The sequence below is a fragment of the Actinomadura sp. 3N508 genome, from assembly GCF_044326375.1.
Lineage (GTDB): Bacteria > Actinomycetota > Actinomycetes > Streptosporangiales > Streptosporangiaceae > Spirillospora.
On sequence record NZ_JBIRAX010000002.1, the window covers coordinates 670,027 to 683,701 of the forward strand.

General features: G+C 70.0%; 11 protein-coding genes. 7 read left to right on the forward strand and 4 right to left on the reverse strand.

The features are described from left to right. The 5 genes from ACH34S_RS09315 to ACH34S_RS09335 all read left to right on the forward strand — a co-directional run bounded on the left by ACH34S_RS09315 (position 1) and on the right by ACH34S_RS09335 (position 5,211). Positions 1-1,038, forward strand: coding sequence for an XRE family transcriptional regulator (locus tag ACH34S_RS09315; RefSeq protein WP_395952071.1), 1,038 nt, complete (start codon positions 1-3; stop codon positions 1,036-1,038). Between the two features lie 163 nt (positions 1,039-1,201). Further along, the gene (locus ACH34S_RS09320; RefSeq protein WP_395952072.1) at positions 1,202-2,068 is read left to right on the forward strand and encodes a helix-turn-helix domain-containing protein; all 867 of its coding nucleotides are present in this window, start codon (positions 1,202-1,204) and stop codon (positions 2,066-2,068) included. A gap of 47 nt (positions 2,069-2,115) precedes the next feature. Beyond that, a complete protein-coding gene (locus ACH34S_RS09325; RefSeq protein ID WP_395952073.1) occupies positions 2,116-2,733 on the forward strand; it encodes an alpha-ketoglutarate-dependent dioxygenase AlkB in 618 nt (205 codons plus the stop codon). A gap of 524 nt (positions 2,734-3,257) precedes the next feature. Next, on the forward strand, positions 3,258-4,085 hold the full coding sequence (locus ACH34S_RS09330) for an NAD(P)H-binding protein (protein ID WP_395952074.1): 828 nt from the start codon (positions 3,258-3,260) through the stop codon (positions 4,083-4,085). 178 nt (positions 4,086-4,263) lie between these two features. Further along, a complete protein-coding gene (locus tag ACH34S_RS09335) occupies positions 4,264-5,211 on the forward strand; it encodes a maleylpyruvate isomerase family mycothiol-dependent enzyme (RefSeq protein ID WP_395952075.1) in 948 nt (315 codons plus the stop codon). A gap of 431 nt (positions 5,212-5,642) precedes the next feature. On the opposite strand, the gene ACH34S_RS09340 is transcribed toward ACH34S_RS09335, so the two are convergent. Together ACH34S_RS09340 and ACH34S_RS09345 are read right to left on the reverse strand one after the other, a co-directional pair. Further along, positions 5,643-5,855 carry a DUF397 domain-containing protein gene (locus tag ACH34S_RS09340; protein ID WP_395952076.1) on the reverse strand — a complete coding sequence of 71 codons (213 nt, stop codon included), beginning with the start codon at positions 5,853-5,855 and terminating at the stop codon, positions 5,643-5,645. A gap of 318 nt (positions 5,856-6,173) precedes the next feature. After that, the gene (locus ACH34S_RS09345; RefSeq protein WP_395952077.1) at positions 6,174-7,046 is read right to left on the reverse strand and encodes a helix-turn-helix domain-containing protein; all 873 of its coding nucleotides are present in this window, start codon (positions 7,044-7,046) and stop codon (positions 6,174-6,176) included. Between the two features lie 880 nt (positions 7,047-7,926). Here ACH34S_RS09345 and ACH34S_RS09350 point away from each other — a divergent pair. Further along, positions 7,927-9,543 (forward strand): cyclic nucleotide-binding domain-containing protein, encoded by a 1,617-nt coding sequence (locus tag ACH34S_RS09350; RefSeq protein ID WP_395952078.1) that lies wholly within the window; start codon positions 7,927-7,929, stop codon positions 9,541-9,543. 345 nt (positions 9,544-9,888) lie between these two features. Here the strand turns inward: ACH34S_RS09350 and ACH34S_RS09355 are convergent, their stop codons facing one another. After that, on the reverse strand, positions 9,889-11,286 hold the full coding sequence (locus ACH34S_RS09355; RefSeq protein ID WP_395952079.1) for a sensor histidine kinase: 1,398 nt from the start codon (positions 11,284-11,286) through the stop codon (positions 9,889-9,891). Between the two features lie 203 nt (positions 11,287-11,489). Between ACH34S_RS09355 and ACH34S_RS09360 the strand changes: the two genes are divergently transcribed. Next, positions 11,490-12,383 (forward strand): LysR family transcriptional regulator, encoded by an 894-nt coding sequence (locus tag ACH34S_RS09360; RefSeq protein ID WP_395952080.1) that lies wholly within the window; start codon positions 11,490-11,492, stop codon positions 12,381-12,383. A 179-nt stretch (positions 12,384-12,562) separates the two neighbouring features. On the opposite strand, the gene ACH34S_RS09365 is transcribed toward ACH34S_RS09360, so the two are convergent. Beyond that, on the reverse strand, positions 12,563-13,513 hold the full coding sequence (locus ACH34S_RS09365; RefSeq protein ID WP_395952081.1) for a glycerophosphodiester phosphodiesterase: 951 nt from the start codon (positions 13,511-13,513) through the stop codon (positions 12,563-12,565). Positions 13,514-13,675: the final 162 nt, after the last annotated feature.

Below are 13,675 nucleotides of genomic sequence, written 5' to 3' on the forward strand. Positions count from 1 at the left end.
GTGCTGTTCGACTGCGAGCGGCTGACGCTTGCCCGGCGGCTCAGGGGGTTGCGTAAGAATCAGGTCGCGCAGGCGGTGGGGACGACGCCGAAGGCGATCGGGCGATACGAGGCCGGGGTGCAGGCGCCCGAAGAGCCGATGGTGCGGCGTTTGGCGATCGCGCTCGGCGTCCCCGTGGAGTTCTTCCAGGGCGGGCAGAGCCGCGTTTCGCTGGACGGGGCGCATTTCCGCTCGCTGAGGTCGACCAGCCAGATCGAACGTGACCAGGCCCTTGCTTACGGGCGGATTGCCACGGATGTGGTCGGCGCGCTGGAGGCCCTAGTCGATTTTCCCGAGGTCGATCTGCCGGAATACACGGTGTCGCCGGACGAGATCGCCGGAAACGGACCGGTCGAGGCGGCGCGGGTCGCGCGAAAGGCGCTGGTCGGGGAACCGGGCCCGGTGCCGCATATGGTGCGGCTGCTGGAAGGGCACGGTGTGATCGTGCTCGTCCTGCCGGACGCTGCGGAGCGGGTCGACGCGTTCAGCGTGGGCGTCCATCCGCGGCCGATGGTGTTCTTCAATCCGGCCAAGGGCGATTACTGGCGCAACCGTTTCGACGCCGCGCACGAACTGGGCCATTTGGTCATGCACGCCGATGCCGAGCCTGGGGAGAAAATCGTCGAGGATCAGGCGCACCGGTTCGCGGCGGAGTTCCTCATGCCGGAGGACGACATCGGCGGCGAACTGCCTGCAAGCCCTGAGTGGGATCGTCTGGCAGAACTGAAAGCGGCGTGGGGCGTCAGCATGGCGGCTCTCCTCTATCGGGCGCGCACATTGCGCATCATGAAAGAGGCCGTGTACCGGAACGCGATGAGCGTGCTGAGTTCGCGTGGATGGCGGCGTCAGGAACCAGGGCCGGCGAAGCCGCTTGAGCAGCCCACGATGCTGACCCGGGCGATCGAGATCGTCGGTGCGGCGGGCACGGACCGCGACCGCGTGGCGGAGCGGGCGCGGGTGACGAGAGCCGATCTCGATCTGCTCGTTCCACCGCGCTGAGGCCGTAAAAGTGGAACGATCCTGCCTGGACGTTCACGGACAATGATGTGATTTGTACACCAGGTCGGCGGTTACATACCTCTGACCGGAGGTTGCCTGCGCGTCCAACTTGCCTGTGAGACGCTCCGAGAGTTGTCGCGACGTACGAGACGCTGGAGATCTTGTGCTTGACCATCGGCAGGCCGGCCCGACCGCGCTGCGCATGCAGATCGGCGCGCGGCTGCGGCGGTTACGGGAAGAGAAGGGCATCGGACGGGCGGAGGCGGGGGCCGCGATCCGCGGGTCGGCGTCCAAAATGTGCCGGCTCGAGCTCGGGCGCCACGGTTTCAAGGTGCGGGACGTCCTCGACCTCCTCGACCTGTACGGCCTGGACGACGAGGACGAGCGCAAGAGCTTCCTCGATCTCGTCCGGGAGGCGAAGAAGCCGGGCTGGTGGCAGAGCTACGGCGATGTGGTGCCGACCTGGTTCGAGCAGTACGTCGGGCTGGAGCAGTCGGCGTCGACGATCCGTAACTACGAGGTCCAGTACGTCCCGGGGCTGCTGCAGACGGTCGACTACGCGCGGGCGGTCATCGGGCTGGAGCACCACCGTGCGCCGTACGACGAGCTCGACCGGCGCCTCAAGGTGCGGATGACCAGGCAGGACGTCCTGCTCCGCCCGGTCAACCCGGTCAGGTTCTGGACGGTGATCGACGAGGCCGCGCTGCGCCGCCCGATCGGCGGAGCCGACACGATGCGCGCCCAGATCGAGCACCTGATCAACGTGGCGGAATGCATGCCCAACGTGAAGGTGCAGCTCCTGCCGTTCTCCGCCGGCGGCCATCTCGCGCTCGGCGGCCCCATCACGGTCATCCGGTTCGCGGAGCACGACCTGGACGACGTCGTCTACCTCGAACAGCTGACCGGCGCCCGCTATCCGGAGGGCAGGGAGGCCGACCGCTACAAGGAGATCATGGATTCGCTGGCCGTCCGCGCCGCGCCGCCCGTCCGCACCGTCGCGCTCCTCACCAACATGCTGAAGGCTCTCTGACCGCCCCTGATCGAACAGATGTTTGACTGGCCGGGTACAGTGGGCGCATGTTCCAGGCCTCGCTGCTGGACGACACGGACGAGCGCGGTCCGCGTCCGCTGAGCTCGGCGCGGCGGACACCGCTGGCGCACGGCGCCTGGGTGGACGTCCTGCCCGGCTGGATTCCGGGTGCGGACGCGCTGTTCGAGCGGCTGCACACGTCCGTCCCGTGGCGCGCGGAGAGCCGCCGCATGTACGAGCGTGTCGTGGACGTGCCACGCCTCCTGGCGTTCTACGACGAAACCGACGCGCTACCCGATCCAGTGCTGGACGAAGCCAAGACAGCGCTCGACGACCACTACGCGGAGGAACTCGGCGAGCCGTTCCGCACCGTCGGCCTGTGCCTGTACCGGGACGGCCGCGACAGCGTCGCATGGCACGGCGACAGGATCGGCCGCGGCGCCACGGAAGACACGATGGTCGCGATCCTGTCCGTAGGGACGCCGCGGAACCTGCTGCTCCGCCCACGTGGTGGCGGCCAGACGATCCGCCACGAACTCGGACACGGCGACCTCATCGTGATGGGCGGGAGCTGCCAGCGGACATGGGAGCACGCGATCCCCAAGACCACCCGCGCCACCGGCCCCCGAATCAGCATCCAGTTCCGCCCCCGCAACGTCCGCTGACCCCACGTACAACCCAAGACCACGCAGAACCACCCGCTCAAGCGAGACCGTGCAAGCGCATGGGAGCCCGCGCGGCACCGAGGCCGCGCAGTCCGCGGCCCGACCGAGCCCCGTACTCCAGGGGAACCTGTGGGACGCGGGCGACGCTGCAGACCGCGTGAACCGCGCAGGGTCTGACAGCGCGGGGCTGAGCAAGCCACGGGAACCGGCGACGCTGCGCAACCAGGGCGAGCCCAAGCGGGGCGGGACGTACCGGGGCGGGACGTACCCGGGCGGTGGCGCTGTGCGGTAGCCGGGGAAGACTGCGCCGCCGTTCTCGCTGGGGGTTCCGACGTCGTGCGATCATGACGGTTGTCCGGTCGGAGGGCGGGCTGGCTCGTGCGTCATCGGACGTCGTGCGCGGGGCGTCCCGAGGAGGTGCGGGACGGCAGGAGCGGCGGCGCGACTTTCTCGCTCGCCACCGGGACGAACCGGGGCATCGACCTCGAATAGTGCAGGCAGCTCGCGGCACGAAAGGTAGTCCGATGATCTTAGTTACCGGCGCCACCGGCACGATCGGCTCCGAGCTCGTCGGTCTTCTGACAGCGGCGGGCGTCCCCGTCCGAGCCCTCGTTCGCCGGCCGCCATCCGGTCAGGTAGACGGTGTCGAGTACGTCACCGGCGACCTCGACGACCCCGCCTCGCTCGCCCCGGCGCTGGACGGCGTCCAAGGCGTCTTCTCCCTCCCCGGCTACCGCGACATGCCGGGCGTCTTCGCCGAGGCCCGCCGCGCCGGGGTGGAGCGCGTCGTCCAACTTTCGGGCGCATCGGCGGCCAGCGGCGACATGACCAACGCGGTCACGCGCTACATGGTCGCCACCGAACGCGCGCTCCACGACTCGGGCCTGCCGTGGACGATCCTGCGGCCCAGCGCCTTCATGTCGAACGCGCTGCGCTGGCTCCCGCAGCTCCAGGCCGGCGACACGGTCCGGCTCCCGTTCGCTCACGTCCGCGCCGCCGCCGTCGACCCGCGCGACATTGCCGCCGTCGCCGCCAAGGCCCTGCTGGACGACGGTCACGAAGGGCAGACCTACTACCCGACCGGCCCCGAGTCGCTCCTGCCCGCCCAGCAGGTCGCCGTCCTCGGCGATGTGCTCGGCCGTGACCTGCGCTTCGAGGCCCAGCCCGACGACGAGGCCCGGGCCGAGATGACCACTCAGATGCCCGCCGAGTACGTCGACGCGTTCTTCGACTTCTACGTAAACGGCTCCCTGGACGAATCAATCGTCCGCTCGACCGTGCAGGACATCACCGGCACGCCACCTCGAACCTTCCGCCAGTGGGCCGAAACCCACAGCTCCGCCTTCGCATGATCGCCCCGAAGCCGCCAAGCCGGCCGGACCACCCGGGTCACGCGGCCAGGCGCGCCGACGCCGCCGAACTCGCCGGCCGGGGCGAGCGATCGAGCAAGGCGCCGCCTGCTGGACGCACGTCGAGTCGCGTGAAACCGCCGAGGCGGGCTGATCAGGCAAGGTGGAGAGGGTGTCGGGTGTGTTGACGGATCCAGAGCGGCCGCTTGTAGCGCTTGCCACTATCGATGCGGCGACGCGGTCCCTTCTTGCCACGGCGGAGGGCTTCGATGACGGTGATGTCCGCGCGGCGTCGCTGCTGCCCGGCTGGACGCGCGGGCACGTCCTCACCCACATCGCCAGGAACGCCGCTGGCGGCACCCGCCTGCTCACCTGGGCCCGGACGGGCGTCGAGTCCTATGAGTACCCGAGCATGGAGGCCCGCGCCGCCGAGATCGACGCCGGTGCCGGACGTCCCGCCGCTGAGCTCGTCGACGATGTGCGGGAGAGCGCCCGGCGGTTCGCCGACGCTTACGCGCTGATGCCGGACGAGGCGTGGGCGCGGACCGTCCAGTGGACGTCGGGCGCACGCCACCCGGCCGCCCGCGCCGCCGACGCCCGCCTGACCGAGGTTCTAGTGCACCATGTCGATCTCGACGCCGGCTTCACGCCCCGCGACTGGCCTGCGGCGTTCACGTCACGGGCGCTCGACAGCGTCGCCGCCGCCTTCGCCCGCCGTGCCGATGCCCCGCGCCTGCGGTTGCGCGCCACCGACACGGGACGCGAACTCGGCGAAGCCGAAACCGTCGGCACCGGCGAATCCAAAGCCGTCGGCGATGGCGAAGCCTCCCGCGCCAGCGAAGCCACCCGCACCGGTGACGGCGAAGCCACCCGCACCGGCTACGGCGACGCCACCCGCGCGGGCGAAGCCCTCGGCAACACCGGAGCCGTGCGCGCGGGCGAGGCCCTCGGCGACGCCGGAGCCTCCGTCGACGGCGGGGCTTCCGGCGCCGGCGGCGGCCCCGGTGATGGCGACGGGCTGGTGGTCGTCGCGGGGGCGGAGGCGTCTCTGCTCGCCTGGCTGATGGGGCGCTCCCGGGGTGAGGACCTCACCGGCGCCGCAGGCGTGACACTTCCCTTTCTCTACTGAACACCCCGGCTTACGTCCGCGCCGACGCACGCGGCATCTGCGCAGCTCGGGCGGCCTCCCGACCTCGGGCGGCCTCTCGAAGGAGAAGAAGTTCTTCCACCACTTCCCCCGTTTCGTCCGCCGCGGGACGGGCGGCGGTATACGGAGATCGGCCTGCCGGAGACCGGCTCGTGAACGTCGCTCGACGACCGACCGCGGCGGTGCCGTTTCGGGGCGCCGACGACGGCTCGGCTACTCACCGGCGGTGACGATACGGGTGGTTCCGCCGCCGCGACGGAGTGGTCAGGTACGGTTCAGGCCCGATTCAGGTTTCGCTCAGGGTCACTGGACCGTCCCCGGTTCGCAGGATTGTCAATAATAGCCAGTCAAGGCTTCCGGCCGTCGCCAGGTTCGACAATTTCCGCGATAGCCCCGAAAAAGAGTCCCGCGACTCAACGTCCGTCGAGATCACCGCTCTGGATCGCGCTCAGCAGTCGATTCCACTGGCTGGAATCAAGGGCGATGACGCCCGCCGAGTGGTCGCGTGAGTCCCGGACCAGCACCGACGGGCCCAGCGCCGCCACCTCGACGCAATCATTTCCGCCCTGGCTTCGCCTGGCCTTGCGCCAGTTCAGCACCGTTCCGCGAATCGATCGGCACACCATCCAGCAACCCTCCATCCATTGCCGGCGGGTGCCGTCTCGCCAACCGATCGGACAAGAACACCCGCCCGGCGAGCACCAAGCAGGGCACGGCAAACCACGACCTTGTGGATAATTTCCCGGTCATGAGTGTAAACGGTTCTAGTTATTCCGCCTACAAGGGACCACAAGATCACTCTGCGTGCTATGAAGGCCACTCGCCTTGGGGTTGCCCGATGCGGCCGTCACCTCCCGGTCGTGTGGAGTCGAGTTGCGGTACTGGAGTCAGGCCAGGGCCGGCGGCGGGGGCCATGGCCTGATGTGAGGCGATGGCTCCGGAGGTCAGGCCATGAGATCTTCGGCGGCCTGGCGGAGCAGCTCGATCGACTTCTCGGCCGGCAGTGCCTGCTCCAGCAGGAGCTCGAACGTGTCCCGGTACTCGGGGATCCGGTCGTCATCACCGCTGATCATCAGGCTGGCTCCCGCCCGGCCTTCCAGGTAGAGGATGTCGTCCAGGTCGCCGTCGAACTCCAGGAGGCTGAACGGCCCTTCGAGTCCGAGGTGCGCGCCCGTGCTGAACGGGAGGACCCGGATGGTCAGCCGGTCATCGCGCTCGGCGGTGTCGGCGATGCGGATCAGCTGGTTCGGCATGATCGCGGGATCGACCCTGATGCCGACATGGCGGCGGATCACGGCCTCGTCCACGATGTAGTGCTGGCGCGGCGGGTTCTGCCGCTTGGCGAGCTCCTGCTGACGCTGGATGCGCAGTTTCGCGCCGAGAGCGCGGCCCTGCTCGGACACCTTGCCGGTGGAGAGCACCTCGGCGTATTCGGGCGTCTGGATCAACCCCGGGATGACCGACCCGTGGAACTGCCGGATGTAGGCCGCACCCGCCGAATAGCCGACATAGTTCAGGAAGTTCGGGTCGAACTCGCCACGGTAGGTGTTCCACCACGCGGGCTCCCGCGCGCCGCGGGCCAGCGACTGGAGCCGTTCCTGCCGCCCCTCAGAGGTCACGTCGTACACCCTGAGCAATGCCTGCAGGTCCGTCCGGGTGATGGCGTTCTTCCCCCCTTCGACCCGGATGAGCTTGGACGGAGACCATTCGAGCTGCCGCGCCACCTGGTCCTGCGTCAGTTTCTTCTCTTTGCGCAGGCGGACGAGTTCGGCGCGGAGCAGCGCGCTCTGGACGATCGGCCCCTGGTCACTGGTCATCTCAATCGCTCACTCTATGTAGTAGATGCCACCAGCTCGCATGCAACCTGGCAGCCCGCCATGTAGCGCGTTACGTCCCGCCAGGGCGCTACCTGACCGGTCCGTGAGAACCCGTCCCCGAGGGCCAGACCCGTCATATCGCTCGAAACTCGGCGATGGAGCTGCCAGACTGCTGCATGCCCGTAGACTATGTTGTAATGTGCTAGGTAGCAAAGTAGCAGACGCCGACCTGCAACCCGACGTGTTGCTACATAAGAAACAGGGAAAGACTTGACGCAGGGTGAGGGCTTGGACGAGCCGCACGCGCTCCGTCCCGGGCCTCCCCGTCGGCGAACACGGGGACGGGCGCCGACGCGACGAAACAACTGATACGCGCCGGGACGGGGAGGACAGGACGCCACGAAACGCCGAACATTCCGGAAACACCAGAAAAGAGAATAGAGTCGCCCGCCGCCTTCCACCGATCACCGGTTGCGAGCCAAGACGATCGAAGGATGGCGGAGAGCGACTCCTCGAGACCGCGCGAGACCGTACCGGCCGGTCCTGTCGGACTTTCGTGCGAAGCCGTGAAAGATCCGGCCTGACCTGCTTAAACGTTCTCTGCGGACTCACCCAGTCTAACCGCGATCATGCGGTTCGGGCTAGTAGGTGAATGCGACTCGGTCCCCCCTGAACGAGCCGACGCCTGGCTTCATCCCAGGCAGCCGGACGTATGGCGTCCGAAGTCGCGATTCGAGACAGGGGTTCTCGACATGTCAAGACTTCAAATTCTTGCACGGACCATTGACGTCCACCGCCCCGCGAACACACCATTCGTTACCCCCCGATTGCCCCTCCGACCACCCTCTACCACCCGGTCGGCCGACTGGCGGGTGCGCTGATGGACGACCACGCCCGCCAGCACGACCCCGACCAGATCGTCGCGTCCGAAACCGGCCCCGCCGCCGACATCGCGTGGCCGCCGGCTCACGACCGTCCCGAGAGCGGCCACCGGGAGGTCGAACACCAGCACCTGCCCATCCACCAGCACCTGCCCATCCCGCCGGCCCGGACGGGCTGGCAGGTCCGGCCGGTTTCGCCGCCCCCGAGCCAGGGTTTCTGGGGCTACCTCACCGAGAGCGAGCGGAACGACCTCCTCGCGCGCGCTGACGAGGTCGTCTACCCGGTCGGCACCGTGCTCTGGTTCGAGGGCCAGAACGCCGACCAGGCCGTCGTGATCCAGTCCGGCTCGATCCGGGTGTCGATCAACCGGGGTGGACGCGAGCGCATCATCGCGTTCCGCCGACCCGGCGACATCGTCGGCGAGCGCGCGGCACTGTGGCTGCGCCGCCGGTCCGCGACGATCGTCGCCATGGACATCGTCCGCGGCCTGCGCATCACCACGCAGCAGTTCGTGTCCTACCTGAGCGACCACCCCCGCGTGGTCGCCGTCCTGGAACGCGAGCTGTACGACCGGCTCACCGAGCAGTCCGACCTGACGTTCCAGCAGCAGCCGCCGTCCCAGTACATGGCGGCCGTCCAGTACCCGCCCAACGCACCGCACGACCCCGCCGTCCAGTACGGCTCCATCACCTCGCACGGCTTCGCCGGGCCGGCGCAGCAGCAGCCCACCGCACCGCTGGCGCCCGTCCCGCCGCAGCTACCGAACCCAACGCAGCTGCCAGACGCGTCGCAAATGCCTGACACCTCTCAAGCGCCCTACACGCAGAGCGGGGCGCAGGGGTACGCGACCGTACCGATGCCGATGCCGATGCCGGTCCGCACGCCGCAGGCTGATCACGTCCACCACGCGGGGGCGGTGAACGGCGGAGCGGCCTACCTGATGCGATCGTCCGCCCTCGGCCCGTTCGAGGACGAGCCGACGCAGCCCATGACCGTCAACCGGAACGAGCCCGCCGGAGCGACGTGGGCAGGCCAGAACTGCACGATCGTGTTCACCGACATCGCGGGCTTCAGCGCGACCCACCGCAACGACCGTGACCGCCTCGCCATGCGCCGCGCCATGTACGCGCTGCTCAGCGAAGCGTTCATGGAGTCGGGAGTGCCCTGGGAAGCGTGCCACATCGAGGACCGCGGCGACGGCGCGCTGATCGTCGTCCCGCCCGAGGTGCCGACCGCCGCCGTCATCGATCCCATGATCGCCTCGCTGGCGGAGGGGCTGCGCCACCACAACCAGCAGTCGAGGGACGCCGTCCGCATCCAACTCCGGGTCGCGGTGCACGTCGGTCCCGTGATGCCCGACCCACCCGGAATGTCCGGCTGGGCGCTGATCCGCACCGCCCGGCTGCTGGACGCGCGCCCCCTCAAGGACCGCCTCGCCGCGACCGGCGCCGACCTCGGCTTCATCGCGTCGACGTTCGTCTACGAGTCCGTCATCGCCCACGGCCCCGGCTACGTGAATCCGGCAGAGTTCAAACCCGTCAGCTTCACCGTGAAGAAGCTCAAGACCGAAGGCTGGATCCACCTGCGCGGCGTACCCGCCCGCTCCGCGATCTGACCTGCCGCCCCGCCGGCCCGTTCCCGCACGGGCCGCTCCAGCCCCCCGCTACCACCCCCGCGTGCACCACATACGCGGGGTTTTCCGCTTTCTATGCGCCCTCTCTCCTGCGCGGCGCCCGCACTCAGGGCGCCGCGCAGGCGACGGCGTCCCGGCCGCCGGCCACCGTCCCAGTCACGTGCCTCGACGCGCCCCTGGCCGCAGGCCGCCCTGAGCCGGCCACCGCCTACAGGGCCTGACGCCGCACGCGCGCGCCGCCGCGCCCCAGCCACACGGGCCGCTCGCGCCCGCCGACAGCCGACAGGACGCACGTCAGCCATGCAGGTTGCCTGTTCTGGACGCAGGCTACGAGTTCTGGACGGCTCGGTCTCGCGGGATTCGGAGGACGAAGCGGGCACCCTTGGGGCTGTCCTCGATGGTGAGCGTCCCGCCGTGGAGCCGGGCGATCTCGCGGGCGATGGGGAGACCGAGCCCGGTGCCGGCCGGATCGCGGGACTTGCTGGCCGCCAGGCGGGCGAAACGCTGGAAGACGAGGTCCCGGTCCTGTTCGGCGATGCCCGCGCCGTCGTCCAGGACCTCCAGGACGGCGACCGAACCGGCGGCCGAACCGGCGGCCGAACCGGCGGGCGAACCGGCGCTTGCCCCCCCGGCGGGCGAACCGGCGGGTGAGTCTTCGCGGCGGACGGTGATGTCGATCCGCGACTCGGCGTGCCGTTCGGCGTTGTCCAGCAGGTTCGTCAGCAGCCGGACGAGCCGGAGCCGGTCGCCGAGCACCGTCACGCCCTCCTGGATGTGCGGGACGATCCGCTTCGTCCGGTCCGACCTCGCGACCTCGATCGTGACGAGCGCGCCGAGGTCGACGAGTTCGGTGTCCTGCCAGGCCGCGGCGTCCAGGCGGGCGAGCTGGAGCAGGTCCGTCACGATCGCCTGGAGGCGTTCCAGGCTCTGCAGGACGGCCCGTCCCGTCTTCGGCCAGTCGGTCTGGTCCGGATACAGCAGCGCCTCCTCGATCATGGCGCGCGCGCCGGCGATGGGGCTGCGCAGGTCATGGGACGCGTCCGAGGTGAAGCTGCGCTGCCGCGCCAGGGCACTGTCGAGGCGGTCGAGGGTCTCGTTCGCCGCCTCCGCGAGCAGCCTGATCTCGTCCCGGTTCTCCGGTACCGTCACGCGCCGGCCCGACTCGCCGGCGGTGATCTCCGCGAGCTCGGCGCGGATCGCGTCCACCGGGGCGAGGGTCTGGTCGACGGTCCCCCAGGCGCGCAGCGACACCAGCAGGACGGCCAGCAGCGACACGCACACCAGGAACATGATCAGGCTCGGATTGACGTACCAGGGGACGGTGGGGATCGCCGCGTAGACGATCCAGTCCCCGTCCGGCTGGTACACGCGGATCGAGACCACCCACATGCAGCCGCTGAACCCGCGCGGCGGGCACACGACCCTGGTGGAGTAGATGTCCCGCTCCGCCGGGCGGAACCGGGCGATCGGCAGGCCGCGCAGCGCCTTGCCGGTTCCCGCGATCACTCGGTGCCGGCTGTCCAGGAGTTGCAGGACGACCTCGTCCGGCGCGGAGAGCCCGCCCTTCAGGGCCGGTTCCCGCCTGACCTGGTAGGCGAGCCGCGCAGCCGCAGCGGTGGCCTTGCTGCGCTTGTAGTCGCCCGCCTCGCCGCGCACCCCGACGACGATCAGGACGATCAGCACGGCGCAGATCAGGGCGGTGACCGTTCCGGCAATCACGGTCATCCGCACCCGTATGGACCATGTGCGCCGTCTGTTCACCCGACCTCCTGCAGGTGAGGTAATCACCGTCCAGACCGGAATCAGTCCTCTGAACAGCCGCAGAACGCCTAAGAGAGGACAAAGAAATGGTCTGCCGCACCGCTGGCCCGTCCCGGCCACTCCAGAAGCCCCAGCGCTGGACAAGGCCGCTGTTAGCATCGCCGGTTATGGAGCTGCGCCAGCTTGAGTACTTCGTCGCGGTGGCGGAGGAGGCCGGCTTCACCAGGGCCGCGGCCCGGTTGCACGTCGCCCAGCCGGGCGTGAGCGCCCAGATCAAGCAGCTCGAACGGGAACTCGGCCAGCCGCTGTTCGACCGGTCGGCGCGGACCGTCCGGCTGACCGAGGTGGGCGAGGCCGTCCTGCCCTACGCGCGGGCGGCGCTCGCGGCGGTCGAGGGGGCACGGCTGTCGGTGGACGCGCTGGCGGGCCTGCTGCGCGGGCGCGTCACGATCGGCACCAGCGACTGGATCGAGTCTCTGGACCTTCCGGGCATGCTCGCCGGTTTCCGCCACGACCATCCGAACGTGGAGATCACGGTCGTCCAGGAGAAGGCCGACGCCCTGTTCGGCGCCCTTCGGGACGGACGGATCGATCTCGCGTTCCTCAGCATGGGCTCCGAGCCGCCCGAGGGCATCACGACCCACGTCGTCACCGAGCAGGACCTCTACGCGGCCGTCGGGCGCGGCCATCCGCTGGCCCGGCGATCCACGATCCCGCTGCGCGCCCTCGCCGACGAGGACCTGATCTGCCCGCCGAAGGGCACCGGCCCGCGGATCGTCCTGGACGCGGCGTGCGCCGACGCCGGCTTCAGCCCGCGCGTCGCGTTCGAGGCCGGCGAGGCACCCGTGCTCGCGCAGCTCGCCGCGCACGGGCTGGGCATGGCCGTCGTGCCCGAGCCCGCCACCCGTGCCCGCCCGGACGGCCTGCACGCGATACCGGTCGTCCGCCCACGCCTCATCGCCCGCACCGCCCTCGCCTGGCGAACCGAGGCCCCCCGAAGCCCCGCCGCCCGCGCCCTGATCACCCGGGCCCGCGACCACCTACGCCCACCCGGCACCTGACCGGCACCCGCCACAGCCGCCCCCGGCCGGGCACCCGATCCAGCCGGGCGGGCGCCCGGAAAAGGCGCTGAGGCGGCCGGACAAGGCGATCAGGCGGCCGGACCAGGCGATCAGGCGGCCGGACAAGGCGATCAGGCGGCCAGATAGGGCGCCAGGCGTCAGGGGTCGGGGGTCGGGGGTCAGGCGGCTGAGCGGTTGGAGGCGGCGGTCTCGGTCAGGACGCGGCGGAGCACATCCGGCTTGTTGGTGATGACGCCGTCGACGCCGAGCTGGACGGCCTTCCTCATGTCGCCGCTGTCGTCGACCGTCCAGGTGAGCACGTCCATGCGGGACGCGTGCACCTGCTTCACATAGGACGCGGTCAGATCGCGGAACGGCGGATTGATCTGGTCCGCGTAGGTGGCGAGCTCGGGCAGGTCCCCGGCCTTCGGCGTGCCGAGCAGCCCGATCGGGACGTTCGGCAGCACCGAGTGGAAGCGTCGCATCGACTCCCAGTCGAACGACTGGACGGCGAGGCGGCGTTCCGCCGGGTCGGGCTTCAGCCAGGACGGCGAGTTCCGCAGGGCCGTGGCGACGCGCTTCTCGATGCCCGGGTACAGGTTCGGGCTCTTGATCTCCACCAGGAGCCCGAGGCCCCGGTCGCGCATGGCGCTGAGCGTCTGGTCGAGCGTCGGGACGCGTTCGCCCTTGTACTTCGCCCCGAACCAGGAGCCCGCGTCCAGTTTCTGGATCTCGGCGAGGGTGAAGTCGGAGACCTTCCAGGGCCCGCGGCCGGGGTACAGCTGCTCGACGTTCGTCGTCCGGGCGAGCGTGGTGTCGTGCATGATGACGAGCTTGTGGTCCTTGGACTCCTGGACGTCGAGCTCGAACACGTCCGCACGCTGCTTCACGGCCAGCCTGAACGCCGCGAGCGTGTTCTCGGGCGCGTAGGCGGACGCGCCGCGATGCGCGACGTTCGTGACGTCGGCGGCGGCGATACCGTGCGCGGTGCCCGCGCGCGGGTGGGGTTCCGGGACGCCGGACCGCGCGGCCGAACCCGGCCCGGCGCCCGCGGCAGCGGGCAGCACCGGGACGATGATCGCCGTCGAAGCGGTGACGGCGACGAGCGCGAGACGATTCCGTCGGTGCATCTTCACCTCTCGGGGAGCCAGTCGGGAGCCGGGGTTCGCCGCGCGGCTTGCCGCGGCCCTGCCGCTCCCAACCCTCGGGCCGTCCGGTGACACGAGCGTTACGGGCCGGTAGCAGACCGTGTACTGCCGGGGACGATACGCATCGTCGCGCATCCGGCACGG

Bases quoted from the DNA above. Each gene is read 5' to 3' on its own strand.
- ACH34S_RS09325 (WP_395952073.1), top strand. From the start codon at position 2,116: ATGTTCCAGGCCTCGCTGCTGGACGACACGGACGAGCGCGGTCCGCGT.
- ACH34S_RS09330 (WP_395952074.1), top strand. From the start codon at position 3,258: ATGATCTTAGTTACCGGCGCCACCGGCACGATCGGCTCCGAGCTCGTC.
- ACH34S_RS09340 (WP_395952076.1), bottom strand. From the start codon at position 5,855: ATGGTGTGCCGATCGATTCGCGGAACGGTGCTGAACTGGCGCAAGGCC.
- ACH34S_RS09345 (WP_395952077.1), bottom strand. From the start codon at position 7,046: ATGACCAGTGACCAGGGGCCGATCGTCCAGAGCGCGCTGCTCCGCGCC.
- ACH34S_RS09350 (WP_395952078.1), top strand. From the start codon at position 7,927: ATGGACGACCACGCCCGCCAGCACGACCCCGACCAGATCGTCGCGTCC.
- ACH34S_RS09355 (WP_395952079.1), bottom strand. From the start codon at position 11,286: ATGACCGTGATTGCCGGAACGGTCACCGCCCTGATCTGCGCCGTGCTG.
- ACH34S_RS09360 (WP_395952080.1), top strand. From the start codon at position 11,490: ATGGAGCTGCGCCAGCTTGAGTACTTCGTCGCGGTGGCGGAGGAGGCC.
- ACH34S_RS09365 (WP_395952081.1), bottom strand. From the start codon at position 13,513: ATGCACCGACGGAATCGTCTCGCGCTCGTCGCCGTCACCGCTTCGACG.